Origin of the sequence: Paraburkholderia sp. CNPSo 3274 (assembly GCF_024206475.1) — a bacterium.
Classification (GTDB): Bacteria; Pseudomonadota; Gammaproteobacteria; order Burkholderiales; family Burkholderiaceae; genus Paraburkholderia.
Genome location: NZ_JAMBPR010000025.1, coordinates 1 through 25,606, shown reverse-complemented (window position 1 = coordinate 25,606; position 25,606 = coordinate 1). Strand labels below are relative to the sequence as shown.

The window sequence follows — 25,606 nt, the reverse complement described above, 5'->3', positions numbered from 1 at the left end:
GAGCGGAGGCAGCGGAAGCAGCGCGAGCCACCGCCGCGCGCGAGCCTGCGACTGACAGCCGCCGCGAAAACGGTTGATAGCGGTTGATTGCGGTCGAGAAGGACAGGAGGAGGAACAGCAAGATGGGCAGACTGATAGTCGTCTCGAACCGCGTGGCGACGCCGACGGAGACCAGGGGCTCGGCAGGCGGCCTCGCGGTCGGCGTATTCGGGGCGCTGAAGGACGCGGGCGGCGTGTGGTTCGGCTGGAGCGGCGACGTGGTGAGCGAGACGGTGGCGAACGCGGGGCCGACGCTCGTCGAGGACGGCCACGTCACCTTTGCGACCGTCGGCCTCACGCGCAAGGATTACGATCAGTACTACCGCGGATTCTCGAACGCCACGCTCTGGCCGGTCTTCCACTACCGCAACGACCTCGCGCGCTACGAGCGCGACGAATACGCGGGCTACCGCCGCGTGAACGCCTGGCTCGCGCACAAGCTCATGAAGCTGATCCACCCGGACGACAACATCTGGGTCCACGACTATCACCTGATTCCGTTCGCCGAGGCGCTGCGCTCGGAAGGCTTGCGCAACCGCATCGGCTTCTTCCTGCATATTCCGTTTCCTTCGCCGCAGGTGCTGCAGACCATTCCGCCGCACGACGAACTCGTCAGATCGCTGTGCTGTTACGACCTTCTAGGCTTCCAGACGCAGAACGACCAGCAGGCGTTCCACGACTACATCGCGCGCGAGGCGCGCGGCAAGGTCCGCGAGAGCGCCGGGAATCCCGAGCATGGCGAGGTCGAGGCGTATGGCCGCAAGCTGCGCACGGGGGTCTATCGCATTGGCGTGTTTCCGGACGAGATCGCCGAGCAGGCCGAGCGTTACGAAAGCCGCCAGCACGTGCTCGACCTCAAGCAGAGCCTGGAAGGGCGCAAGCTCATCATGAGCGTGGACCGGCTCGACTATTCGAAGGGTCTCGTCGAGCGTTTCCATGCGTTCGAGCAGTTGCTGGAAACGTCGCCCGAATGGCGCGGCAAGGTCACGCTCGTGCAGATCGCGCCGCCTACACGCTCGGATGTCGCGAGCTACAAGGTGATACGCGAGGAGCTTGAGCGGGAGGCTGGGCGCATCAACGGCCGCTACTCGGGCCTCGATTACACGCCGATCCGCTATCTGAGCCAGCAGTACGACCGCTGGAAGCTGATGTCGCTCTTTCGCGAGTCGCAGATCGGCTATGTGACGCCGCTGCACGACGGCATGAACCTCGTCGCCAAGGAGTATGTGGCCGCGCAGAATCCCAACGATCCGGGCGTGCTCGTGCTGTCGATCTTCGCGGGCGCGGCGGCCGAACTCACGGGCGCATTGCTCGTGAATCCTCATGATGCGGCCGGCATGTCGGAAGCGCTGGAACGCGCGCTCTCGATGCCGCTCGAAGAGCGTCAGGCGCGCTACCAGACCAACATGGAGGCGCTCAGGCGCAACGATCTCGGCGTGTGGCGAGATAGCTTCCTGCGCGATCTCGCGGCGGTGCCCCAGCCGCGCTGACCGCTACAGGGCACAGGCGGTTCGCGCGCAGGCGCGATTGCGTATGATGCGTGGCTGATCCAGGCACCCGCCACGCACCTCCATGCTGACTACGCTCGCCATCGCCAACTACCGCTCGCTGCGCGAGCTCATCGTGCCGCTCGGTGCGCTCAACGTCGTGACCGGTCCGAACGGCAGTGGCAAGTCGAATCTCTATCGCGCGTTGCGCCTGCTCGCGCTCACAGCGCGCGGCGGCGTGATTCCGTCGCTGGCGCGCGAGGGCGGCCTGCAATCCACGCTGTGGGCGGGCCCAGAGCGCTTCTCGCGCGCGGTCGCCGCGGGGGACTACGCGGTGCAGGGCACGGTGCGCAAGGATGCGGTGAGCCTGCGCCTCGGCTTCGCGGGCGACGCCTTCGGTTATGCGATCGATCTGGGATTGCCGCTGCCTTCGTCCACTTCGCAGTTTTCGCTCGACCCGGTGATCAAGCGCGAGTGCATCTGGAGCGGGCCGATCCTGCGACCCTCGGCGTTGCTCGTGGACCGCCAGGGGCCGATGATCCGCATCCGCGACGCCTCGAGCGAGTGGACGACGCTCGCGCAGCCTGTGGCGAGCTTCGACAGCATGATGACCGAGTACGCCGACCCGCGCAGCGCGCCCGAAATGATCGCCGTGCGCGAGCAGATTCGCTCGTGGCGTTTCTACGACCACTTCCGCACCGACGAGTACGCGAGCGCGCGCCAGGTGCAGATCGGCACGCATTCGCCGGTGCTCGCCGACGACGGCGCAAACCTCGCCGCAGCGCTGCAGACGATCCGCGAGATCGGCGACGGCGAGGCGCTCGATACCGCCATCGGCGACGCCTTTCCGGGCGCGCGCGTCGAAATCGTGAATCACGAAGGCCGCTTCGAGGTGGCGCTGCGCCAGGAGGGGCTGTTGCGGCCGCTGCGCGGCGCGGAACTCTCGGACGGGACCTTGCGCTACCTGCTGCTCGCGGCGGCGCTGCTGAGCCCGCGGCCACCCGGCCTGCTGGTGCTCGACGAGCCCGAGACTAGCCTGCACCCGGACCTGCTGCCGTCGCTCGCGCGGCTCATCGCGCGGGCGTCGCGGCACTCGCAGGTCATCGTCGTCTCGCACGCCGCGCGGCTCGTGGCGGCGCTGGAGCGCGAGGCGGGCAGCCAGTCGGTCGTGCTCGAACGGCGCCTCGGCGCAACCGGGTTCGGCGATCCGGACACGCTCGACGTGCCGGCCTGGAAATGGCCCGCCAGGTAGCCCGGTCGGGCAAACACAGAGGTTGTTTCGGCATGTAACACCGTATAGAAATTGAAAGACCGGCGGCGCGCACGTCCGGCTTGCCGAATAATGGGGCAACTGCCGCGTCGCCGATGCCGGCCCGGACCTGGCTTAGAATGACCAGCACCGCAAGAACGGGCAACGTGGCCCCGTTTTCTGGAGACACTCGATGAGAATTGCGCAGATCGCCCCGCTGACCGAATCGGTCCCGCCGAAGCTCTATGGCGGCACCGAGCGCGCCGTGTCGTATATCACCGAAGCGCTGGTCGAACTCGGACACGACGTCACGCTTTTCGCGAGCGGCGATTCGCTCACGAGCGCGAAACTCGAGCCCGTGTGGCCGCGCGCGCTGCGGCTCGACCCCGGCATCCGCGATCGCATCGCACCGCACATGCTCCTCATGGAAATGGTGCGCCGCCAGGCGAACCAGTTCGACGTGTTGCATTTCCATATGGATTACTACTCGTTTTCGGTGTTCAAGCGCCAGGAAACGCCGTTCGTGACGACGCTGCACGGCCGTCTCGACCTGCCCGAGCAGCAGCCGGTCTTCGATACGTTCAACACCGCGCCCGTCATCTCGATCTCGAATGCACAGCGACAGCCGATGCCGCAGGCGCGCTGGCTGCGCACGGTCTACCACGGCCTGCCCGAGACGCTTTACACACCGCAGCCCGTGGAGCAGCGCTATCTTGCGTTTCTCGGCCGTATTTCGCCTGAAAAACGCGTCGACACGGCGATACGCATTGCCGGGCGCTGTGGGCTGCCCATCCGCATTGCCGCGAAGGTCGACGAAGCCGACCGCGAGTATTTCGAGCGCGACATCAAGCCGCTGCTTGGGCTGCCGCACGTCGAGTACGTGGGCGAGATCAACGACAGCCAGAAGGCCGAATTCCTCTCCGGCGCCCATGCGCTGCTGTTCCCGATCGATTGGCCGGAGCCGTTCGGCCTCGTGATGATCGAGGCGATGGCGTGCGGCACGCCCGTGATCGCGTTCAATCGTGGCGCGGTGCCGGAGGTGGTGGAAGAGGGCGTGACGGGCTTTATCGTCGAGGACGAGATCGGCGCCGTGGCGGCGGTGAACCGCATTTCGCGCGTTCCGCGTACCGGCGTGCGGCGCCGCTTCGAAGAGCGTTTCACCTCGCACCGCATGGCACAGGAGTACGTGCAGGCGTATGAGGCGGTGATTCGCGCGAACAAGCGCTCGCGCTTCAAGGTGATCGATACGTCCGCGAGCTGAGCGCGCGGACGTTCGTTCGGGGTGCGCTTAGAGGTCGAGTTTCGTGATTTTCGTGCCGCCGAGCGAGAGGTCGCCGATCAGCCCGCTGTTGGTGAGCACGAAGACTTGCACGGGCTTGGTGGCGGTGGTGGTGTCGATCGAGCCGTTCACGCCGACCTTCACGAGCGCGACCGACGCGTCGCCGCCTGCCGACCAGCCGCTCGAATTGCGGAATTTCGCGAGCGCGTCTTCCGTCATGAAGAGATAGATGACGGACTTCGACTGCACGCCGAGCGTCGCGCCGACCGAAGCCGACGATGTGCTGTAGAAGCCAACCGTGCTGCCGCCCACGCGCAGCGCGCCGTCGCCGTGTTCGCCGCCTACGCCGATGCCCGCCTGGATCACGCGCGGAAAGACGAGAATGCCGCGAGCCTTGCCGACCAGCTCGCGCGAGCCTGGCACGGTCTGATAGAGGCGCGACAGGGTGGCGTCGACGTCGGAGTTGATCGACTCGGCGCGCGATGCGTTGGTCGCGGCGTTGGGTGCCTGGCTGCCGGTGGTGGTGCAGCCCGAGAGTGCCGCGGCGCCGAGGGCGATTGCGACAGAAGCCTTCAAAAGAATGCGAGATGCGGTCATCTTATTCTCCGTTCTTGTTTCCGGGCGCCGCGATGTCACGGCGTCCAATCGTTATACCCGAACGTTCCGATCCGCACTTTGAGGTTGCGCAGCACAAGCGCCGCGCGGTGGGGCATGCACGAAAAATCTAGCGCTCCGGCACTGGCTTGGCCGTGGGCCGCCGCAGGGCGCGCTTCACGCCGCCGATCAGCACGCCGATCGCGAGCAGCACCGCAGCGGGCACGACCCAGTAACCGACGAACGCGTGCCACAAGTAGCCCGCGAGCGTCGCGCGCCGCACGGCGTATTCGTCGCGCGCTTCCTGCTGGCGCTGCGCGTTCGCCGCGAGCACCCCGGCGGGGCAGCCGGCTGCACGCGCGGTTTCGGACGTGCCGTGGCAGCGCAGCGGGGCGCCGGCGTCGCGCTCGGCGTCGGTGAAGGTCCAGGTGGTCAGCGCGCGCTGCAAATCCGCGCGGTTATACGCCATCTCGTCCTGAACCTCGCGCACCACGACGATCATCACCGGCACGAGCCAGAAGGTGATCACCATCAGCCAGCGGCGAAACCAGCGGTTCTTGTGTCTCCATGCCATCTGCGCCTCCGTTCGATGCCGTTGGCATCAACGTCAACGCGGCAGCCCGATGGCTAATGTGTGATTTCGCAGTGAGGGGCCGCCGCTGCAGCCATCATAGGAGAAAAACGGCGCCGCCGAAGTCGGGGGATTACGCAAAACCGCGCAGACCCGCACGATTTCGCATCCTCCGACGATGATTCGCACAACCGAAGACGCAGGTGCAGGAGATTGAGGAGCCGCTGCGACGCACAAAACCGGCGCATAAAAAACGCGCCGCAGCAAACGCTGCGGCGCGCGGATCCTGCTGGTGCAGGAGAGTGCGGCAGGGTGCCTGAACCCGCTTCGCTCAGCTCTTCGTCGAGAGGCAGGTCTTCATGAATGCCTTGCGGTCGTCGCCCTTTTTGTCGCCGGCCTGGGTGTTACACGCCTTCATGCGCTCCTGCTGGGTCATCGTCGCGGCCGGGGCGCCGGCAGACGACAGGCACTGCTTCATGAATGCCTTGCGATCGTCCCCTTTCTTGTCGGCGGCCTGGGTGTTGCATGCCTTCATCTTGTTCTGCTGGCTGTTCGCCGCCGGCGCGGAAGCGGGGGCGGCGGTTTGTGCGAACGCCGGCGCGGCCAGCACGCCGCCCAGCACGATTGCAGCCATGACGGATTGCATCTTCATCGTTCACTCCCTTGAATTTGGACGTTCTCAGTAGACGTGCGGCCAGCCGTGAATGACCGGTGCGCCTCGCGCGCGCCGCCATTATGGCAAAGCCGCCATTAAAACGACGCAGCAATGTGTTCGGTTGACGCGCTCGCTGCTGCACAATGTTCGCTATCGGCCGTCGACCCAGTCCGCCGTGGCCGCAACAGCACGGAGACCGCGCATGCATTACCTCTTGATGTACGAACTCGCAGACGACTACCTCGAACGCCGTCCCGAACACCGCAGCGCGCATCTGAAGCTTGCTTGGGCCGCCGTCGAGCGCGGCGAGTTGCTGCTAGCGGGTGCGATTGCCGATCCCGTCGACAACGCGCTGCTGCTCTTCCGGGGCGACAGCCCGGCTGTGGCCGAAGCGTTCGCACGCGCCGACCCGTACGTCCTCTCGGGGCTCGTGAAGCGCTGGCGCGTGCGGCCCTGGCAAACGGTGGTGGGCGAAGAGGCGTCGAATCCGGTGCGATAAGGCGTGAGGGCCGCTGTTGTGATAGCGCCGGCACAAACGGCGCGGCTTAGATCTGCGCCTCGCCGTTCGCGTCGTCAGCCGCCGCTTGAGCCAACAGGTCGCGCACAGTGTCGTCGCTGACCTGATCGAAGTCGAGATAGAACTGGCCGACGCTATAGAACGCCTCGGGCATGCGCGCACAAACGAATTCGTCCACGGTCCCGCCGAGCCGGTCCTGCGAGCCCGCGGGCGCGACCGGCAGCGCGGCGACGATGCGCGCGGGGCCAAGCGTGGCGAGCGCGAGCGCTGCTGCCTTGAGCGACGCGCCCGTGGCCATGCCGTCGTCGACGACGACCGCCACACGGCCCGCCACCGCAAGCGGGGCACGCTCGCCGCGATAGCGCGCCTCGCGCCGGCCAAGCTCGATGCGCGCGAGCGCCATGGCGCTCTGCAACTGGGCCTCGCTCACGCCGGCGCTGCGCACGAGCGCGCTGTCCACGTACTGCGCGCCGTTCGACGACAGCGCGCCCATGGCAAGCTCGGCCTGCCAGGGCAGGCCGAGCTTGCACACGGGCAAGACATCGAGCGGCACATGCAGCGCCTTCGCGATTTCATAGCCTACCGGCACGCCGCCGCGCGGGAGCGCGAGCACGATGACGTCGCGTCTGCCCGCGTAGGCCGAGAGCGGGCCGGCGAGCAAACGGCCCGCTTCGCGGCGATCGGTAAAGGGGCGTTCCATGAAGAGGTCCTCCCATCTCGTTGCAGGCAAATTTCCGCGCAACGATGCGTTCAGTTTGCCACTCGCGGCCACACGCTGCTGGCAAAACGGGCACACCTGCATAAAGTCCTGGCGGCAGCCACAACGCGGCGCACGGCGCGAGCGGGGCGTGCATGCCACTGCCAGCGCGATCCAATGCGGGGCAGCGCTCATTTGCATACGCGGATTTCTCGTTTGGCGCGAGCGTGTTGCCTCGCTACGATGAAGTCGATCCCGCCACCGACGAGGTCTCGCCATGTCCGAATCCGCCTCCTTCAATCCCCGCGTCGTCGAACCTGTCGTGCCCGATGCGCCCGACGGCCTCGGGCTCGCCGTCGAGCTGTGGCTCGCGCGCCCGGTCGACGGTATCGCGGGCCGGGCGCTGCGCATTCACCTGCGCCACGGTGCGCGCATGGAGCAGGCCGAAACGCTGCGCGATCTGCTCCACGCCGTCGGCACCGCCATCGTGGTGTCCTGACGGCCCTGCCGCCGTGCTCAATCGAGCGGGGTGGCAAAGAGGGCGTCGAGCAGATTCGACGAGGACGTGTCGGCGAGGCGCGTGAGCGATTCCACCATGCGCACCTGGCAGTCCACGAGCGGCAGCATGCGAATGCGCCGCGACTCGCCGAATTCCGCATGCGCGATCACGCCCACGCCCACGCCCTGCGCAATGGCCGTTTGCAACGCCTCGCGGCCGTCCACGTAGAGCACGGGCTGGACTTGCAGTCCTTTACGCACGAGTTCGGCTTCGAGCAATTGCTGCGTGACCGAATGCGTTTCGCGAAACACCATCGGCTCGCGCACGAGTTCCTCGTAAGTCATGCGGCGCTTTTTCGCGGCGGGGCTCTCTGCGGGCACGACCGCGACTAACGGTTCCTCGCGCAGCACGCGGGCCTGCAGCCGGCTGTGCACCTGGCGCGCGGCCGTGATCGCGGCGTCGGCTTCGCTCGCAAGGACGCGGCGCATGCATTCGGTGGCGTTCGCGATCGAGAGCTTGATCACTACCCCCGGATAGCGCCGCCTGAACGCGCCGATCAGCTTGATGGCGAGGTCGGGCGCGTCGGCGGCCAGGGCGAGTTCGCCCGATTCGAGCGCCCCCGCCGCCTCGAGCAGCCGCCGCGCGTCGCGCTCGCACCCCACCATCTGACGCGTCACCGCAAATAGTCGTCGCCCGAGTTCCGTGAGTTCCACACCGCGAGGCCCGCGCTCGAAGAGTTTGACCCCGAAATCCTGTTCGAGCCGCCGCACATGGTCCGATACGGCCGGCTGCGTGAGTGAGAGCGCCTGCGCGGCGCGTGAGAACCCGCCGTGTTCGGCGACTGCGTGAAAGGCCCGCAACTGCGCGTATTGCATGTCGAAGCGCTCCGGCAACAGGGGATAAGTTCAGCTTATACGGACATCGATTATATCGATTTTACCGATGGAGAGCGCTGCGCTAACGTGTGGGCATTGACTGTCCCGACGCCCACTGGAGCCCGCATGACCACCCCCGCCGAGCCGTATCTCCTGACCCCCGGACCGCTCACCACCGCGGCCTCGACGAAGGCCGCGATGCAGCGCGACTGGGGCTCGTGGGACGCCGACTTCCGTGCCATGACCGCCCAATTGCGCGCCGCGCTGCTCCAGATCGCGGGCGACGAGCAGGGTGAATATGACTGCGTGCCGTTGCAGGGCAGCGGCAGCTATTGCGTCGAGGCGATGCTCGGCAGTTTCGTGCCGCGCGACGGCCACGTGCTCGTGCTCGCCAACGGCGCGTATGGCAAGCGCATCGCCACGACGCTGCGCTACCTGGGCCGCCAGCACACCGTGCACGATACCGGCGACTACCTGCCGCCGCGCGCCGAAGACGTCGAGGTTCTGCTGGTCGCGAACCCGGACATCACGCATGTCGTCGTCGTGCACTGCGAGACCAGCTCGGGCATTTTGAACCCGATCGAGGAGATCGCAGCCGTGACGGCCCGCCACGGGCGGCGGCTTTTGATCGACTCGATGAGCGCGTTCGGTGCGGTGCCGCTCGACGTGCGCACGCTGCCTTGCGACGCGTTCGTCTCCTCGGCCAACAAATGCATCGAGGGCGTGCCGGGCTTCGGCTTCGTGATCGCAAAAAAAGAAGTCCTGAGCAACGCAAAGGGCGTGAGCCACTCGCTCGCGCTGGACATCTACGAGCAGTGGGATGTCATGAAGCGCACCGGCCAGTGGCGCTACACGCCGCCCACGCACGCGGTGGCCGCGTTCATCGAGGCGCTGCGTTTGCACGCGCTCGAAGGCGGTCAGCCGGGGCGCCTTGCGCGCTATGCGCGCAACCGCGACGTGCTCGTCGAGGGCATGCACGCGCTCGGTTTCGAGCCGCTGCTGACCGAAGCCTGGCGCTCGCCCATCATCGTCACATTCTTTTCGCCGGCCGATCCCGCATTCGAGTTCACGCGCTTCTACGAACTGATGAAGACGCAGGGTTTCATCATCTATCCGGGCAAGTTGACGAGCGTGGAGAGCTTTCGCATCGGCTGCATCGGCGCGCTCGACGAAACCGTCATGCGCCGCGTCGTGGCCGCGTGCGGCGAGGCGCTGCGCACGCTCGGCGTGGCAAGTGCTGCGCCCGCGCAGGTCGACCTTGGCGCACGCGGAGCGCTCGCCGCTTGATGCGCGCATACCGTTAAGACTCCACACCATCCATTTTTTAGCAGGACACATGCAATGAAACACGTCAAGGCAGTGATCTTCGACTGGGCCGGCACCGTGGTCGACTACGGCTCGCGCGCGCCCATGGGCGCCTTCGTCGAGACCTTCGAGCAGTTCGGCGTGCCGGTCACGATCGACGAGGCACGCGGGCCGATGGGCATGGCCAAGCGTCCGCACATCGCGGCGCTGATGGCGCTGCCGCGCGTCGCGGCGGCATGGGAGGCGCGCTACGGCCACGCGCCGGGTGAAGCCGATATCGACGCCGTGTATGACGTCTTCGTGCCGAAGAACATCGCCGTGGCCGCGCAGTACAGCGACGTGATTCCGGGCGTGGCGGCCGTGACCGCCGCGCTGCGCGCCGATGGCGTACGCATCGGCACGACCACGGGCTACACGCGCGAGATCATCGACCAGATCGTGCCGGGCGCGAAGGCACAGGGTTTCGAGCCGGACAGCATCGTTTGCACGGGCGACACGCCTGAGGGCCGGCCTTCGCCGTACATGATCTACCGCACGCTGCCGCAGCTCGGCGTGTGGCTCGCGCGAGATGCGATCAAGGTGGATGACACCGAAGTCGGCATCGAGGAGGGTATCAACGGCGGGACGTGGACGGTGGGTGTCGCGGTGAGCGGCAACGCGTTCGGCCTGACCGAGGACGAAGTCCACGCGCTCACGCCCGACGAATTCGCGCGGCGCCGCGCCGCGGCCGTGGAACGCCTGCGTGCGGCGGGCGCGCACTATGTGATCGACAGCGTCGCCGATCTGCTGCCCGTGGTGAACGAGATCGAAGCGCGGCTTGCCCGCGGAGAGCGGCCCTGAGCCCACCTGAAGGGAACTGAGCGGTACGTTGCGAAGATCGCGCAGGCGGCCTGGCCGCTTGCGTTACCATGGGCGCCCCTGCCACTGGCCGCCGCCCATGAAGACGTTTGCGCTTTTCGTCGTGACCGCGTTCGCCGAGATCATCGGCTGCTATCTGCCTTACCGCTGGCTGCGCGAAGGCGCGAGCGCGTGGCTCCTCGTGCCCGCCGCGGCCTCGCTCGCGCTCTTCGCGTGGCTGCTCACGCTGCATCCCACGGCCGCCGGGCGGACCTATGCGGCTTACGGCGGCGTCTATGTCTGCGTGGCGATTCTCTGGCTCTGGGCTGTCGAGGCGATCCGGCCGAGCCCGTGGGACTGGGCCGGCATCGCCTTCACGCTGACCGGCATGGCGCTCATCATGTTCCAGCCGCGCTGATCGAACCCAAAGTCAGCCGACCGTATTGACCTGCGGAAACTTGTCGCGGAAGGCCTGCGGCATCGGCACGACCTTTTTCGCCTCGTAGTCGAAGAACACGAAGCCCGATTTCGCCATGGCGATGAGCGAGCCATCGGCGGGGCGCGTGATGCGGAAGATGATGTCGCCGCCGTACTTGTTGAAATCCATGATACCTACCTCGAAGCAGAGCGCATCGCGCGCATAGGCTTCGGCGCGATAGGTCGTGGCGAGGTCGGTGACGATGATGCTCGTGTGCGCGTCCTTCATGCCCTCGATGCCCGCGTCGAACAGAAAACGCGCGCGCGCCTCGGAAATCATCGAGATCATCGAATCGTTGGCGAGGTGATTGGCCGAATTGATGTCGGTGACGCGCACCGTGAGGTGCGTCGAGTAATAGAACTGATCTTCGGGAAAGTGGAGTTCGATGCGGGCCATGATGCGATGCGAAAAATTGGGGACGGGCGGCGCCACCGGGCTTGCGCGGCGTGGGTGCCGGGCCCGATTGCAGGCCCGTTGCAGGCCCGATTGCAGGCCCGATTGTAACGGGAGGCGTGCCGCGTCCGGCGCCAGCCCGGCGCTAGAATGCGTGAGCCATTCGTCCCCAGTCGGGCCCCTGGGTTGCCCCAGGCACCCGCCACATTGCACCGATTCCCGCCATGACCGACATGCCAGGCCCCGCATCTCGAATCGCCGCCCAAGCCACTCCCGCTCCCCACGACCTGCCCACCCTGAACGGGCGCACGGTCGCGCTGCACCCGCTCTGCGCGCAAGACGCGCCGAGCCTCGTCGCCGCGGCGGCGGACGGCGAACTCTGGAACCTGAAGGTGACCGTGGTGCCTGGGCCCGCGACTGTCGACGCCTGGATTGCCAGGGCGCTCGATGGCGTGTGCGCCGGCACCGTGATCCCGTTCACGATCCGCCTGCGCGAGAGCGATCGCGTGGTGGGGAGCACGCGCTTCTGGAAGGTCGACCGGGAGAACCGCAAGCTGGAGATCGGTTCCACGTGGCTCGCGGCCTCGGTGCAGCGCACCATCGTGAATACGGAGGCGAAGTTTCTGATGCTGCGCTACGCCTTTGAAACGCTCGGCTGCGTGCGCGTGCAGTTCACGACCGATGTGCTCAACGCGAAGTCGCGCGCCGCGATCCTGCGCCTCGGCGCAAAAGAAGAGGGTATCGTGCGGCGCGAACGCATCATGCCGGACGGCCGCAAGCGCGACTCCGTGCGCTCTAGCATCATCGAGGACGAATGGCCCGAGGTGAGAGCCGGCCTGTTGCGCCGGTTGCAAGCCGCGCGCTGAGCGCTGCCGCATCATGGCGGCCCGATAGCGCTAGCACAGGCGCTCGGGCGGCGCCTCAGGTGGCGGATCGCCTTTTGGCACAGGCGGCGGCTCGATATCCGGCACCGGAGGGGGTGGCGGACGACGCGGATTTTCGGGTTCCTCGGTCGGCAGATGAGCCTCGGGAGCGCTTCGAAAACGAGTGGCGGGAAGGAAATTCGAACGCATAGACCTCTCCGGGATGCGCGAAGCGCGCGCCCGATGGGACTGCGGCCCCGCGTTCGCGCGAATCCATTTGCCCGGCTCGCCGCAAACGCCGTGCCGCGCGACGCGCTCGGGCCTGCCCGGGCGGCACGGGGCATTGCCTGCTTCGCGCGCCCGCGGTTTCCGCGTGGCGGGAGGCTATCCGCGCGGACAGCAGTGAGACATCCGGCGCAGACGTGAGTGCGCCGGGCACAGCGCTTGCATTCGCGCAGTATTCACCGTGCATTCGCACAAGGGAGGGGGATACCATGACGACACAATCGAATCGCCGGCTGAATTTGCGTGACCTGGCTTGCCGCCGCACGTCTGCACTCGTCGTCGCGTCCGGATGCACGTTCGGCTGTGCGCTGGGCGTGCCGTCCGCCGCGCTCGCGCAGGGCGCTCCGCAATCGATCGCGGTGCAGCGCATGGCGACGGTGCAGTCGGGCACCGGCTTTCGCGCCTCGAAGCTCGTGGGCTCCGATGTCTACGACAATAGCGGCAGCAAGATCGGCGCGATCGACGACATCGTGCTCGAGTCGCCTAACGAAGGCGCCTTCGCGATTCTCTCGGTGGGCGGCTTTCTCGGTATGGGCAAGCATCTCGTGGCCGTGCCGTTCAACGACCTGCGTATCGACCGCAAACAGATCGTGCTGCAGATCGACAAGGCGCAACTGAAGGCTATGCCCGAGTTCAACTACGCGCACGATTGACGCGCTCGTACGCAAGCGTGATTGCCGGAGGTCAAGACGGCCAGTGCCTGAGTCCAAAGTCCTATTGCGCGCCCCTCGTCCACACACCATAGTGGATGGATGCCTCGTGTGAGGCGTCTGAAGCGGGGAGCGAATCAATGGCGAAGAAAGAGGAAGCCAAGGCCGCGAGCGCGGCCGAGCCGGCGGAAAAACTCAGCGAAAAGGCCTATCAAAAGGAACTCGAGCGCTTGCATGGCGAACTCGTTCGCTTGCAGGAGTGGGTGGTCCAGAAACGCCTCAGGGTATGCATCCTGTTCGAAGGCCGCGATGGCGCAGGCAAGGGCGGCACGATCAAGGCGCTCACCGAACGGGTGAGCCCGCGCGTGTTTCGCGTATTCGCGCTCCCCGCGCCCACGGAGCGCGAGAAGTCGCAGATGTACTTCCAGCGCTACCTGCCGCTGCTGCCCGCTGCGGGCGAGATCGTGGTGTTCGACCGCAGCTGGTACAACCGTGCGGGCGTCGAGCGCGTGATGGGCTTTTGCACGCCGGAACAGGCGACGGAATTCCTGCGCGGCGTGCCGCTCATCGAGCGCGCCATCATCGACTCGGGCACGATCCTCATCAAGTTCTGGCTCGAAGTGAGCCAGAAAGAGCAGACCCGGCGCCTCGAAGGGCGTATCAACGATCCGCGCAAGATCTGGAAGCTGTCGCCGATGGACCTCCTGTCGTATAGCCGCTGGTACGACTATTCACGCGCGCGCGACGAGATGTTCGACATGACGGATACGCCGGAATCCCCATGGTTCGTTGTCCGATCCGATGACAAGAAGCGCGCGCGTCTGAACGTCATCAGCCATATTCTGAACACCATTGCGTACAAAGCGCTGCCGCACGAAAGGGTCACGCTTCCCGAGCGCCAGAAACCACAAGGCTACCGCGACCCGGACTATTCCTACCGGTACGTGCAGGAGAAGTACTGAGCGGCATCGCATTCGATCCGGCGCGGCTTGTCGTCGCGCCGGATCAATCCACACTATCATCACGATTGAACGCTCACGAGGGGTAGACCATGGCCGATCTGCTGCTGGGTAATATCGACGAACACGTCACGGACGCCGAAATCAACGAGTTTCTTGAGCGCTACGGTTTTCCGCCGTACGACGCGATTCAGCGCATCGAGGGAGCGGGCCGTCCCAGCGCGCTGCTCACCTTCCACGCCGCGAGCGAGGAGGGGCTGCGCAGGTTGCAGGGCCGTATTAACAACTTGTTCTGGCGCGAGCACACCATCAGCGCCCAGGTCATGCCGCCGGCACGCGAGGAGTAGGCGCACGCAAACACACAACAGGGCGCGCACCGTGGCTGTGCCAGCCAGGGTGCGCGCCCTGCATTTTCAGGCGCCGTTTCGAGGCGCCCGCTCTCAGGCCGAACAGGCCAGCCTCAATAGAAGATCAAGCCCGGCCTCTGCGTGCTCACGCGCGTGCCTGCCTTGCCGTGGGTAATCGCCACGATATCGGCCAGCGCGCCGATCACCGCATCCTTGCCGGTGTTGCGCGCATACTCCGCGGCCGCCATGACCTTCGGTCCCATCGATCCGGCCGCGAAGCCCAGCTTCTCCAGTTCGTCGGGATGCGCGCTCGCAATCGCCTTTTGCGACGGCTTGCTCCAGTCGACGTACGTGGCGTTTACGTCGGTGGCGATGATGAGCATATCGGCCTCCAGCTCCTGCGCGAGCAGCGCGGAGCACAGATCCTTGTCGATCACGGCCTCCACGCCGCCCAGCTTGTGGCCCTCGCCATAGAGCGTCGGAATGCCGCCGCCGCCCGCGCAAATCACGATGGTGCCGCGCTCCAGCAGCCATTTCACGGGGCGGATCTCGAAGATGTGCTTCGGCCGCGGGCTCGCCACGACACGGCGGAACTTGTCGCCGTCCGGGGCGATGGCCCAGCCGCGCTCGGCGGCGAGCTTCTCCGCCTGCTCCTTCGTGTAGACCGGACCAATCGGCTTGCTCGGATGCTGGAAGGCCGGATCGTTCGCGTCCACTTCGACCTGGGTGAGGATGGTCGCGAAGGGCACCTCGTACGGCAGGAGATTGCCGAGTTCCTGCTCGATCATGTAGCCGATCATGCCCTCGGTCTGCGCGCCGAGCACGTCGAGCGGGTAGCCGGGCACGTCCTTGTAGGCCTCGCCCTGCAGCGCGAGCAGGCCGACTTGCGGCCCGTTGCCGTGGGCGATCACCAGTTCGTTACCCTGCGCGATCTGCGAGATCTGGGTGGCCGCGAGGCGCACGTTTTCGCGCTGGTTCTCCGCCGTCATCGGCTCGCCGCGACGTAGCAGCGCGTTGCCGCCAAGCGCAATCACGATTCGCATGTCTGACTCCCAAGGTGATGCGTGTCAGTGAAGCGGGGCGCATGCACCGCGTTGCCGGGTGTGCAACCCGGCCGCGCGGCACACGCGCCCCGTCAAGCGGTGCGGCTCAAATGTCGGCGAGCGTCGAAACGAGAATCGCCTTGATCGTGTGCATGCGGTTTTCCGCCTGTTCGAAGGCCAGATTCAGCGCAGACTCGAACACTTCCTCCGTGACCTCGACGCCGCCCTTGAGCTCCGGATACTTGTCGGCGATCTGCTTGCCCACCACGGTTTCGCTGTTGTGGAAGGCAGGCAGGCAGTGCATGAAGCGCGTATGAGGCGTGCCGCTCGCCTTCATGAGCGCCATGTTCACCTGATAGGGCAGCAACGCCTTGATGCGTTCGCCCCACGCTTCCATGGGTTCGCCCATCGAGACCCAGACGTCGGTGTGCACGAAATCCACGTCCTTGACGGCGGCCTTGGGGTCCTCGGTCAGCAGGATGCGCGCGCCGCTTTCCTCTGCGAACTTCTTGCAGTCCGCCACGAGATCGTCATGCGGCCAGAGCGACTTCGGCGCCGCGATGCGCACGTCCATGCCGAGCTTCGCGCCGATGAGTAGCAGCGAGTTGCCCATGTTATTGCGGGCGTCGCCGAGATACGCGTAGCTGATCTGCGTGAGCGGCTTGTCCGAATGCTCGCGCATGGTGAGCACGTCGGCGAGCATTTGCGTGGGGTGGTATTCGTCGGTGAGACCGTTGAACACCGGGACGCCGGCGAACTTCGCCAGTTCGTCGACGATCTCCTGCTTGAAGCCGCGATACTCGATCGCGTCGTACATGCGGCCCAGCACGCGCGCCGTGTCCTTCATGCTTTCCTTGTGGCCGATCTGCGAGGAGGTCGGATCGATATAGGTGACGTTCGCGCCCTGGTCGTAGGCCGCGACTTCGAACGCGCAGCGCGTGCGCGTGGAGGTCTTCTCGAAGATCAGCGCGATGTTGACGCCCTTGAGGTGCTGCTGCTCGGTTCCCGTGTACTTGGCGCGCTTGAGATCGCGCGAGAGGTCGAGCAGATAACGCAGTTCGCGGGCGCTGTGGTGCATCAGACTAAGCAGGCTGCGGTTGCGCAGGTTGAAAGCCATGTCGTTTCTCCGTTGCGAATGCAGTGGGAATGCGGATAGGGGGGCGACGCTCAGAGATCGACGGCGTCGCGCACGATCGGGCAAGTCATGCAGTGGCCGCCGCCGCGCCCGCGGCCCAGTTCGCTCGCCGTGATCGTGATGACCTCCACGCCGGCCTTGCGCAGCAGCGTATTCGTATAGGTGTTGCGGTCGTAACCAATCACGACGCCGGGCTCGACGCACACCACGTTGTTGCCGTCGTCCCATTGCTCGCGCTCGGCCGCGAACGCGTTGCCGCCGGTCTCGACGATGCGCAGGCTCTTCAAGCCCAGCGCTTCGGCCACGACGTCCACGAAGGGCTTTTCCTCGCGGCGCAGATCGAGCTTCGAGGGGCTCTTGTCGTCGGGGCGAATCGAGAACGGCACGATCTCGTTGACCACTTCGGGGAAGATCGTCACGAGGTCGCGGTCGCAGAAGCTGAACACCGTATCCAGGTGCATGGCCGCGCGCGACTTGGGCAGGCCCGCCACGACGATGCGCTCGGCACCGCCCTTGGCGAAGATGTTCTGCGCGAGACGGCCGATAGCCTGGCGGCTCGTGCGCTCGCCCATGCCGATCAGCACGACGCGGTTGCCGATCGGCATCACGTCGCCGCCTTCTAGTGTGGCCGCGCCATGGTCCTCGTCGGGGTCGCCGTACCACACCTGGAAGTCCTTGCCCGCGAACTCGGGGTGATACCGGTAAATGGCCGTGGTGAGCAGCGTTTCCTGCCGGCGCGCCGGCCAGTACATCGGGTTGAGCGATACGCCGCCGTAGATCCAGCAGGTCGTGTCGCGCGTGAAGGTGCTGTTGGGCAGCGGCGCGAGCACGAAGCTCGAATAGCCCAGATAACGGCGAAATTCCTTGAGGATCTTGCTTTGTTCGGTGTCCGGAATATCTTCGGCAACCACGCCGCCAATGAGGAATTCCGCGGTCTTGCGCGGCTCGAGCCCTTCGAGCCAGCTGCGCACCTCGCCTGCGAGCGAAACGCCCACGGTCTCGGGGCGAACCTTGCGATCGAGGATGTACTTGAGTCCTTCGGGGTGTTGCACCGTTTCCGTGAGCAGATTGTGCATCTCGAGGACGTCCACGCCGCGTTCCCGCATCTTCGTCACGAAGTCGAAGTGGTCGCGCTTCGCCTGGCTTACCCAGATCACGTCGTCGTAAAGAAGCTCGTCGCAGTTGCTGGGTGTGAGGCGTTGATGCGCGAGACCCGGCGCGCACACCATGACCTTGCGCAGCTTGCCTGCTTCGGAATTGACGCCGAAGGCGACAGTGTCCGTACTCATCATGAGACTCCTCGAATCAGAGGGTGAGAAAGCCCTTGTACAGGCCGAAAGCCGCCACCAATGCGCCAACCAGCACAGCGGCGAAAACGAACTTCTCGATGTTGGTAAACACGGGCTGGCCGACCTCGCGTTTTGCGCGCGCGAACAGCACGATGCCCGGCGCGTAGAGCAATGCGGAAAGCAGCACGTATTTGAGGCCGCCGGCGTAAATCAGCCAGACCGCGTAGATCACAGCGACGCCCGCGATGATGAGGTCCTTGTTGCGCTCGCCGCTGTCGGCCCCATATGTTTCGCCGCGCAGCGCGAGCAGGAATGCGTAGGCTGCCGACCAGAAGTAGGGCAGCAGGATCATCGAGGTCGCGAGATAGATGAGCGAGAGATACGTGCCCTTCGAGAACAGTGTGATGACGAGGAAGATCTGGACCATGCCGTTCGTGAGCCACAGCGCGTTGGCCGGCACGTGCTTCGCGTTTTCCTTGCGCAGGAAGTTTGGCATCGTGTGGTCGCGCGCGGCCGAAAAGATGATTTCGGCGCACAGCAGCACCCACGAGAGCAGCGCGCCCGCGAGCGACACGACGAGCCCCACGCTGATGAGAATCGCGCCCCAGTGGCCAACCACGTTCTCGAGCACGCCCGCCATCGAGGGGTTCTGCAGGGCCGCGAGCTTCGGCTGCGTGAGCACGCCGAGCGAGAGCACGTTCACGAGCACGAGCAGGAGCAGCACGCCGACGAAACCGATGACCGTGGCCTTGCCGACATCGCTGCGCTTTTCCGCGCGCGCGGAGAAAATGCTCGCGCCTTCAATGCCGATGAACACCCACACGGTCACGAGCATCATGCTGCGGACCTGGTTCGTCACGCTGCCGAGCTTGGGATTCATTTGTCCCCAGAAGTCGGCCGTGAAGGTGCCGGAGCGGAACGCAAACGCGCAGATGACGATGAAGAGGCACAGCGGCACCAGCTTCGCGACCGTGGTGATCTGGTTGACGATCGCGGCCTCCTTGATGCCCCGCAGCACGAGAAAGTGCAGTGCCCAGAGCAGCACCGAGGCGCAGATGATAGAGATCGGTGTGTTGCCCTCGCCGAAGACCGGGAAGAAGTAGCCGAGCGTGCTGAACAGGAGAACGAAGTAGCCGACGTTGCCGAGCCATGCGCTGATCCAGTAGCCCCACGCCGAGCCGAAGCCCATGTAGTCGCCGAAGCCGGCTTTCGCGAAGGCGTAGACCCCGCCGTCGAGTTCGGGCTTGCGTATGGCCAGCGACTGGAACACGAACGCGAGCATGAGCATGCCGACCGCGGTGATCGCCCAGCCGATCATGACCGCGCCGGCGTCGGCGCTGGCCGCCATGTTTTGCGGCAGGGAAAAGATACCGCCGCCCACCATCGAGCCCACGACGAGGGCGGTGAGCGCGCCGAGGCGCAGCTTGTTGGCAGCGGCTGGCGTGGCGGCGCTATCGGGCTTGGCAGCGGGGTGAGGCGTAGACGTCGATTCGGACATGCGCGGTCTCCTGTACGAGCCGGCCGGGTTGAAGATCTCGCGCTGCGCGCCAACCCGTCAACTTGCTTGTTCCTGAGTCTGCAGCACGGATATCGCATGCCGCGAGAGCGAAACCCGTGCCGCTACACGCTCAATCTGATAGGGGGCGCGCAATTTGACAATAAGACCTTGGTCCGATAGGAAGAGGCAAATCTGCGGGAATTAGCCAAATTAAAGGCCTCAATGGATTGCAGTTTTATGACGAGCCTTATGTCGATTGCGTACGGAATAGGCCGTTTGCCGGAATTTTCCCGCAAAACAGGCATGCACGGCGCAAGGTTAATTAGCGGTTCGATTTATTTGTGCGGGACAACACGGCGTGCGGATTTCGATTAATCGTAAATTAAATCGGGAAACAGAATATTGATCACGCGTAAGTATTCAACGACTTCTTTTATTCGAAATAATGAAAATGATCACAACGTGACTTTGTTATTGCGCGCGACGTTAGCGGACATCGTCGCCAGCAAACCACTGGTTTCCCTGAATTGTTGGAGGCACACTGGCTCCGGCACCATTAGGTCAAACGAACCCGCACGAGCCCACGCAACGAGATGAACGAAACTGTTCCCGCATCCGCTCCGGCCTGGACGCCAGCGCCGCAGCAGGTCGAATCAGCCCGCATTACCCGATTCATGAAGTGGCTCCGCGATACGCGCGGTCTCGCGTTCGACGACTACGACGCGCTATGGCGCTGGTCCGTCGAGGACGTCGACGCTTTCTGGTGCGCGCTGTGGGACTGGGCGCAAATTCCCTCGCGCGAACCGCGCGGCGTGGCGCTCGCCGATGCGGCGATGCCCGGTGCGCGCTGGTTTCCAGGTATCGAACTGAACTACGTCGAGCGGGCCTTTCAGCTCGCGAGCGACGCGCGGCCCGCGATCGTTTCGCGCAGTGAGAGCGGCCCCATGGCGGGGCGCACGCGCGAATTGAGCTGGGCGGAGCTGCGCCGCCAGGTCGCTGCTTGCGCGGCCACGCTGCGGCGCATGGGCGTGACGCGCGGCGACCGCGTGGCGGCCTTCATGCCGAACACGCCCGAGACCGTCGTGGCATTTCTCGCCACGGCGAGCGTGGGCGCGATCTGGTCGGTGTGCTCGCCCGACATGGGGCCGCTCGCGGTGCTCGACCGCTTCCGTCAGATCGAGCCGAAGGTGCTGTTCGCCGTGGACGGCTATCGCTACGGCGGCAAGCCGCACGACCGGCGCGAGCTGATTCACCATCTGCTGCGCGAATTGCCCAGCGTCGCGCACCTCGTGTTCGTCCCGCAGCTCGACGTGGACGCCAATGTGAAGGCGTACCCGCAGGCCACGGCATGGCGCGACGCCATCGCTGGAAACGTCCCGCTGCAAATCGAATCCGTGCCGTTCGATCATCCGTTGTGGATCGTCTATTCGTCGGGCACGACGGGCATGCCCAAGGCCATCGTGCATTCGCACGGCGGCATCGTGGTGGAGCACGTGAAGCTCACCGCGCTGCATCTCGACCTGAGCCCCGGCGACCGTTTCCACTGGTACGCCAGCACGAACTGGATCATGTGGAACTGCCAGGTGGGCGGCTTGCTCGCGGGCGCGACGCTCTGCCTCTGCGACGGCAACCCCACGTATCCCGATGCGCAGGCGCTGTGGCGCTTCGTGGGCGAGACGGGCGTCACGTTCTTCGGCGCGGGGGCGGCGTATTTCCAGGGGTGCCTGAAGGCCGGGGTCGAGCCGCGTGCGGCGGCGGATCTCTCGCGCCTGCGCGCGGTCGGCTCGACCGGCTCGCCGCTGCCGCCCGAAGCGTATGCGTGGATACTCGAGCAGGTGGGACCCGTCTGGATAGACGCGATTTCGGGCGGCACCGACTTCGCAGGCTGCTTCCTCGCCGGCGTGCCGACCTTGCCGGTTTATCTCGGCGAAATGCAGTGCCGATGCCTTGGCGCGCGCGTCGAGGCATTCGATGAAGCAGGGCACGCGCGCATCGACGAAGTCGGCGAACTGGTGTGCACCGCGCCCATGCCTTCAATGCCGCTTTACTTCTGGCGCGACGAAGCGAACCGGCGCTATCGCGAAAGCTACTTCGACATGTTTCCTGGCATCTGGCGCCACGGCGACTGGCTGCGCATCACACCCAGGGGCGGCGCGGTCATCTACGGCCGCTCGGACGCCACCATCAACCGCCACGGCATTCGCATGGGCACGAGCGAGCTGTATCGCGCGGTGGAGTCGGTGCCCGAGGTGCTGGACAGCCTCGTGGTCGATCTGGAGTACCTGGGGCGCAGTTCGTCGATGCCGCTTTTCGTGGTGTTGCGCCCGGGTGTCGAACTGAGTGACGCACTCGCGCAGCGCATTCGCGCGCGCGTGCGCGAGGCGCTCTCGGCACGCCATGTGCCCGATGAGATCCATCAGGTGCAAGCCGTACCGCGCACGCTGTCGGGCAAGAAGATGGAGGTGCCGATCAAGCGGCTTCTGCTCGGGCAGCCGCTCGAGAAGGTGGCCAATCCGGACACCATGGCCAACCCGGAAAGTCTCGCATGGTTTGCGGCATTTGCGCGGACGAGGGACGGGGCCGCGTGATTTTGGCCGCGCCGATTTAAAATGGCGCGCCGGCTGACGCCTATGTCTGTCCGTTTCCGTGGCCTCCCATCGTCAACGCATGCCATCGCCTAGCGCCACCGTTCCCATCTCGCTCATCAACGGCTTTCTCGCCGGCGCGGGCGCCGAGCCCACCGTGATCCGCCGCTATCTCAACGAGGCGGGCATCGCGCTGGAACTGCTCGCCAAGCCCGGTGGCCGTGTGACGGAAGAGCAGTTCTCCACGCTCTACCAGACGCTCGCCATCGAACTCGACGACGAGATGCCCGGCATCTTCAGCCGGCCGCTGCGCAGCGGCACGCTCAAGTTTCTCTGCCTGAGCCTGCTCGATGCGCGCAACCTCGAAACGGCGCTGCATCGCTTCGACCAGTTCTTCCACATCGTGCTCGACGATTTCCGGCTCGAATCGCGCCGCCAGGGGCAGGTGGCCCAGGTGGCATTACGCGCCAACCCGGCGTACGGCGCGATCGGGCCGCTTGGCCAGGAGCTGACGCTCAAGCTAGCGCACGGCGTGTCGTCCTGGCTGATCGGCCAGCATATTCCGCTGCTGCAAGTCGATTTCGCCTGCGCGCAGCCGCCGCACGCGCTCGATCATCGCTACTTCTTCTCGGGTCCCGTGCGCTTTGGCTGCGAGGCCACGCTGATGCGCTTTAGCGCGGCCTATCTCGACATGCCGATCCGGCAGAGCAAGCGCAACCTGCGCGCGTTTCTCGCGCGCTCGCCTGGCGACTGGATCTTCGAGACCTTCAGCGAGCAGCTCGTGAGCCACAACGTGCGCCAGTACCTGGCCGCGCAACTGCCTGATCTGCCGACCATCGAAGAGGCGGCCGACAACCTGCACTGCTCGGTGCGCACGCTCTGCCGGCGCCTCGCCGCGGAGGAGACCTCGTTCCAGGCGCTCAAGGACGAACTGCGCCGCGACGTGGCGATCCAGCGCCTCACCGACACCCACGACACGATCGCGACCATTGGCGGCGATCTGGGTTTCGACGACCCCAGCGCCTTTCACCGCGCCTTTCGCCACTGGACGGGCAGCACGCCCGGCACCTACCGGCGCCGCGGCTGAGCGGCTGGGCGCCTGAGCGCCCGACACAAAGTGGGAACACCCACCCATGATGGGTGGGCACTGCGGGCGATAACGTGGCCAGAATTGTCATCATGTGGTCCGGTTTGGACAGTGGGTTGGCGACCAATTGACGCTACGATCCGTCTTGTACTGCCGCAAGGTGGCCACCCAGGTATCCCTGGCCCGGCGGCGCATCCATTTGACCCCTGAGTGACTGGAAGGACCGATCATGAGCTACAACGCCCCCGTCAAGGACATGCTGTTCGTGCTGAAAGAGCTGGCCGACATCGACGCCGTCGCAACCCTGCCGGGTTTCGAAGACGCTGGTTTCGACACTGCGCAGGCCGTGCTCGACGAGTGCGCGAAGCTCTCCGGCGAAGTCATCGCGCCGCTGAACGTGGAAGGCGACCGTGCGCCCAGCAGCTGGCGCGACGGCGAGGTCACGGCTACGCCTGGCTTCGCAGGGGCGTTCCGCCAGTATGTCGAGGGCGGCTGGCAGGGTCTGCAGCATCCGTCCGAATTCGGCGGCCAGGCGCTGCCCAAGCTGATCGCCACGCCTTGCATCGAAATGCTCAACGCGGCAAACCTCTCGTTCGCGCTGTGCCCGCTGCTCACCGACGGCGCTATCGAGGCGGTGCTCACCGCGGGCAGCGACGAACTGAAGGCGCGCTATGTGCCGAAGCTCATCTCCGGCGAGTGGACCGGCACGATGAACCTCACCGAGCCGCAGGCCGGCTCCGACCTCGCACTGGTGCGCTCGCGCGCCGAACCGCAGGGCGACGGCACGTACAAGGTCTTCGGCACGAAGATCTTCATCACGTGGGGCGAGCACGACATGGCGGAGAACATCGTTCACCTCGTACTGGCGCGCACGCCCAACGCGCCCGAAGGCGTGAAAGGCATCTCGCTCTTCGTCGTGCCGAAGTTCCTCGTCAATGACGACGGCTCGCTCGGCGCGCGCAACGACGTGCATTGCGTATCGATCGAACACAAGCTCGGCATCAAGGCGAGCCCGACGGCCGTGCTCCAATACGGCGATCACGGCGGCGCGATCGGCTATCTGGTGGGCGAGGAGAATCGCGGCCTCGAATACATGTTCATCATGATGAATGCGGCGCGCTTTGGCGTAGGCATGCAGGGCGTGGGCGTGGCGGACGGCGCGTACCAGAAGGCCGTGGCGTACGCGAAGGAGCGTGTGCAGAGCCGCCCCGTGGACGGCTCGCTCAAGCAGTCGGCGACCATCATCCATCATCCGGACGTGCGCCGCATGCTCGGTTCGATGCGCGCGATGACCGAGGGCGCACGAGCGCTCGCGTATGTCGCAGCCGCCTACAGCGACCATGCTCACTACCACGCTGACTCCGAAGTGCGCGCGCGCAATCTCGCGATCTACGAATTCCTCGTGCCGATCGTGAAGGGCTGGAGCACCGAAATGGTCAACGAAGTGACGAGCCTTGGCGTCCAGGTGCATGGCGGCATGGGTTTCATCGAGGAAACAGGCGCGGCTCAGTACTACCGCGACGCGCGCATTCTCGCCATCTACGAAGGCACCACGGCGATCCAGGCGAACGACCTGGTGGGTCGCAAGACGGTGCGCGACAGCGGCGCGGTTGCGAAGGCGCTGCTTGGCGAGATCGCTCGGACTGCTGAGGAACTCGGCCAGGCCGGCGGCGCGGCGGCGGCATCGATGCGCGAGCAACTGGAGAAGGGCGCTCGCTCGCTCGCGAATGTCGTCGACTACGTGATTGCGAACGTCAAGCGCGACCCGAACGCAGTGTTCGCGGGCAGCGTGCCGTATCTCAAGCTCGCGGGCATCGTGCTGTGCGGCTGGCAAATGGCGCGCGCGCTGCTCGTCTCGCAGCGCGAACTTGCGAACGACGCCGAGTTTTACGGCGCGAAGATCGCGATCGCGCAGTTTTACGCCGAGCACATTCTCGCGCAGGCAGGCGGCCTCGAGACTTCGATTCTGGCCGCAAAGGGCGACGCGGGCGTGCTCGCGCTGAGCGAAGTGCAGTTTTGATCGGGCGACTTAGGGCGCTCAGTTAGCAAGCAAGGAAGAGGATATGTCGTCGAGTGATCTGATTGCACAGTATGGCCCACGCGAGTCGATGGAATACGACGTCGTGATCGTCGGCGGCGGTCCCGCCGGGCTGTCTGCCGCGATCCGCCTGAAGCAGCTGGCCGCGGAAAAAGGCGCTGAAATCGGCGTTTGCGTGCTGGAGAAAGGCTCGGAAATCGGGGCGCATATCCTCTCGGGCGCGGTCATGGATCCGCGCGCCTTGAATGAGCTGATTCCGGACTGGAAAGAACAAGGCGCACCGCTGAACGTGCCCGTAACCGAGGACAAGTTCCTTTTTCTTTCCGAAACGGGGGCTAAATCTGTGCCGAAC

At 65.5% G+C, this 25,606-nt stretch carries 26 protein-coding genes; 16 read left to right on the top strand and 10 right to left on the bottom strand.

The features are described 5' to 3' along the window. The first annotated feature begins 122 nt into the window (after positions 1–122). The 3 genes from otsA to M3I54_RS18645 all read left to right on the top strand — a co-directional run bounded on the left by otsA (position 123) and on the right by M3I54_RS18645 (position 4,036). Positions 123–1,529, top strand: a complete 1,407-nt coding sequence (otsA, locus tag M3I54_RS18655; RefSeq protein WP_254338459.1) for an alpha,alpha-trehalose-phosphate synthase (UDP-forming) — start codon at positions 123–125, stop codon at positions 1,527–1,529. 82 nt (positions 1,530–1,611) lie between these two features. After that, entirely contained in the window at positions 1,612–2,778 is a 1,167-nt protein-coding gene (locus M3I54_RS18650; RefSeq protein ID WP_254338447.1) for an AAA family ATPase, read from the top strand. A gap of 190 nt (positions 2,779–2,968) precedes the next feature. Further along, positions 2,969–4,036 carry a glycosyltransferase family 4 protein gene (locus M3I54_RS18645; protein WP_254338445.1) on the top strand — a complete coding sequence of 356 codons (1,068 nt, stop codon included), beginning with the start codon at positions 2,969–2,971 and terminating at the stop codon, positions 4,034–4,036. Between the two features lie 27 nt (positions 4,037–4,063). Here the strand turns inward: M3I54_RS18645 and M3I54_RS18640 are convergent, their stop codons facing one another. The 3 genes from M3I54_RS18640 to M3I54_RS18630 all read right to left on the bottom strand — a co-directional run bounded on the left by M3I54_RS18640 (position 4,064) and on the right by M3I54_RS18630 (position 5,871). Then, positions 4,064–4,651 (bottom strand): YSC84-related protein, encoded by a 588-nt coding sequence (locus M3I54_RS18640; protein ID WP_254338443.1) that lies wholly within the window; start codon positions 4,649–4,651, stop codon positions 4,064–4,066. 127 nt (positions 4,652–4,778) lie between these two features. Then, positions 4,779–5,222: a hypothetical protein gene (locus M3I54_RS18635; RefSeq protein WP_254338441.1), complete on the bottom strand. Its 444-nt coding sequence runs from the start codon at positions 5,220–5,222 to the stop codon at positions 4,779–4,781. Between the two features lie 328 nt (positions 5,223–5,550). Next, positions 5,551–5,871, bottom strand: a complete 321-nt coding sequence (locus M3I54_RS18630; protein WP_254338439.1) for a PsiF family protein — start codon at positions 5,869–5,871, stop codon at positions 5,551–5,553. A 205-nt stretch (positions 5,872–6,076) separates the two neighbouring features. On the opposite strand from M3I54_RS18630, the gene M3I54_RS18625 reads away from it, so the two are divergent. Continuing rightward, a complete protein-coding gene (locus tag M3I54_RS18625; protein WP_254338437.1) occupies positions 6,077–6,373 on the top strand; it encodes a YciI-like protein in 297 nt (98 codons plus the stop codon). 46 nt (positions 6,374–6,419) lie between these two features. On the opposite strand, the gene M3I54_RS18620 is transcribed toward M3I54_RS18625, so the two are convergent. Continuing rightward, entirely contained in the window at positions 6,420–7,091 is a 672-nt protein-coding gene (locus M3I54_RS18620; protein WP_254338435.1) for a phosphoribosyltransferase, read from the bottom strand. A 274-nt stretch (positions 7,092–7,365) separates the two neighbouring features. Here M3I54_RS18620 and M3I54_RS18615 point away from each other — a divergent pair, with 274 nt between their 5' ends. After that, entirely contained in the window at positions 7,366–7,587 is a 222-nt protein-coding gene (locus tag M3I54_RS18615; RefSeq protein WP_133186069.1) for a hypothetical protein, read from the top strand. A 17-nt stretch (positions 7,588–7,604) separates the two neighbouring features. Here M3I54_RS18615 and M3I54_RS18610 read toward each other — a convergent pair whose 3' ends face one another. Beyond that, entirely contained in the window at positions 7,605–8,462 is an 858-nt protein-coding gene (locus M3I54_RS18610; protein ID WP_133186071.1) for a LysR substrate-binding domain-containing protein, read from the bottom strand. 126 nt (positions 8,463–8,588) lie between these two features. On the opposite strand from M3I54_RS18610, the gene M3I54_RS18605 reads away from it, so the two are divergent. The 3 genes from M3I54_RS18605 to M3I54_RS18595 all read left to right on the top strand — a co-directional run bounded on the left by M3I54_RS18605 (position 8,589) and on the right by M3I54_RS18595 (position 11,022). Continuing rightward, positions 8,589–9,749 carry a 2-aminoethylphosphonate--pyruvate transaminase gene (locus tag M3I54_RS18605; protein WP_254338433.1) on the top strand — a complete coding sequence of 387 codons (1,161 nt, stop codon included), beginning with the start codon at positions 8,589–8,591 and terminating at the stop codon, positions 9,747–9,749. A 54-nt stretch (positions 9,750–9,803) separates the two neighbouring features. Beyond that, the gene (gene phnX / locus M3I54_RS18600) at positions 9,804–10,607 is read left to right on the top strand and encodes a phosphonoacetaldehyde hydrolase (protein WP_254338430.1); all 804 of its coding nucleotides are present in this window, start codon (positions 9,804–9,806) and stop codon (positions 10,605–10,607) included. A 97-nt stretch (positions 10,608–10,704) separates the two neighbouring features. After that, a complete protein-coding gene (locus M3I54_RS18595; RefSeq protein WP_254338428.1) occupies positions 10,705–11,022 on the top strand; it encodes a YnfA family protein in 318 nt (105 codons plus the stop codon). A 12-nt stretch (positions 11,023–11,034) separates the two neighbouring features. On the opposite strand, the gene M3I54_RS18590 is transcribed toward M3I54_RS18595, so the two are convergent. Then, positions 11,035–11,478: a thioesterase family protein gene (locus M3I54_RS18590; RefSeq protein ID WP_254338426.1), complete on the bottom strand. Its 444-nt coding sequence runs from the start codon at positions 11,476–11,478 to the stop codon at positions 11,035–11,037. A gap of 230 nt (positions 11,479–11,708) precedes the next feature. Here M3I54_RS18590 and M3I54_RS18585 point away from each other — a divergent pair, with 230 nt between their 5' ends. From M3I54_RS18585 to M3I54_RS18570, 4 genes are all read left to right on the top strand, one after another. Further along, a complete protein-coding gene (locus M3I54_RS18585; protein WP_254338577.1) occupies positions 11,709–12,341 on the top strand; it encodes a GNAT family N-acetyltransferase in 633 nt (210 codons plus the stop codon). A 491-nt stretch (positions 12,342–12,832) separates the two neighbouring features. Further along, positions 12,833–13,276 carry a PRC-barrel domain-containing protein gene (locus M3I54_RS18580; RefSeq protein WP_254338424.1) on the top strand — a complete coding sequence of 148 codons (444 nt, stop codon included), beginning with the start codon at positions 12,833–12,835 and terminating at the stop codon, positions 13,274–13,276. A gap of 137 nt (positions 13,277–13,413) precedes the next feature. After that, positions 13,414–14,235: a polyphosphate kinase 2 gene (gene ppk2 / locus M3I54_RS18575; RefSeq protein WP_254338422.1), complete on the top strand. Its 822-nt coding sequence runs from the start codon at positions 13,414–13,416 to the stop codon at positions 14,233–14,235. 89 nt (positions 14,236–14,324) lie between these two features. Next, a complete protein-coding gene (locus M3I54_RS18570) occupies positions 14,325–14,579 on the top strand; it encodes an RNA-binding protein (RefSeq protein ID WP_201697010.1) in 255 nt (84 codons plus the stop codon). A 113-nt stretch (positions 14,580–14,692) separates the two neighbouring features. Here the strand turns inward: M3I54_RS18570 and arcC are convergent, their stop codons facing one another. From arcC to arcD, 4 genes are all read right to left on the bottom strand, one after another. Next, positions 14,693–15,622, bottom strand: coding sequence for a carbamate kinase (gene arcC, locus M3I54_RS18565; protein ID WP_254338420.1), 930 nt, complete (start codon positions 15,620–15,622; stop codon positions 14,693–14,695). 106 nt (positions 15,623–15,728) lie between these two features. Continuing rightward, the gene (locus M3I54_RS18560; RefSeq protein ID WP_254338418.1) at positions 15,729–16,739 is read right to left on the bottom strand and encodes an ornithine carbamoyltransferase; all 1,011 of its coding nucleotides are present in this window, start codon (positions 16,737–16,739) and stop codon (positions 15,729–15,731) included. Between the two features lie 50 nt (positions 16,740–16,789). Further along, on the bottom strand, positions 16,790–18,049 hold the full coding sequence (gene arcA / locus M3I54_RS18555; RefSeq protein WP_375542164.1) for an arginine deiminase: 1,260 nt from the start codon (positions 18,047–18,049) through the stop codon (positions 16,790–16,792). Positions 18,050–18,062: 13 nt separating this feature from the next. Next, on the bottom strand, positions 18,063–19,430 hold the full coding sequence (gene arcD, locus M3I54_RS18550) for an arginine-ornithine antiporter (protein WP_254338572.1): 1,368 nt from the start codon (positions 19,428–19,430) through the stop codon (positions 18,063–18,065). A 707-nt stretch (positions 19,431–20,137) separates the two neighbouring features. Between arcD and M3I54_RS18545 the strand changes: the two genes are divergently transcribed. The 4 genes from M3I54_RS18545 to M3I54_RS18530 form a co-directional block, all read left to right on the top strand. After that, on the top strand, positions 20,138–22,132 hold the full coding sequence (locus M3I54_RS18545; RefSeq protein ID WP_302059018.1) for an acetoacetate--CoA ligase: 1,995 nt from the start codon (positions 20,138–20,140) through the stop codon (positions 22,130–22,132). A 79-nt stretch (positions 22,133–22,211) separates the two neighbouring features. Next, a complete protein-coding gene (locus tag M3I54_RS18540; protein ID WP_254338414.1) occupies positions 22,212–23,216 on the top strand; it encodes an AraC family transcriptional regulator in 1,005 nt (334 codons plus the stop codon). Positions 23,217–23,445: 229 nt separating this feature from the next. Further along, positions 23,446–25,236 (top strand): acyl-CoA dehydrogenase, encoded by a 1,791-nt coding sequence (locus M3I54_RS18535; protein WP_254338412.1) that lies wholly within the window; start codon positions 23,446–23,448, stop codon positions 25,234–25,236. A 43-nt stretch (positions 25,237–25,279) separates the two neighbouring features. Continuing rightward, the coding region (locus M3I54_RS18530; RefSeq protein WP_254338410.1) for an NAD(P)/FAD-dependent oxidoreductase at positions 25,280–25,606 on the top strand (327 nt) is incomplete at its 3' end.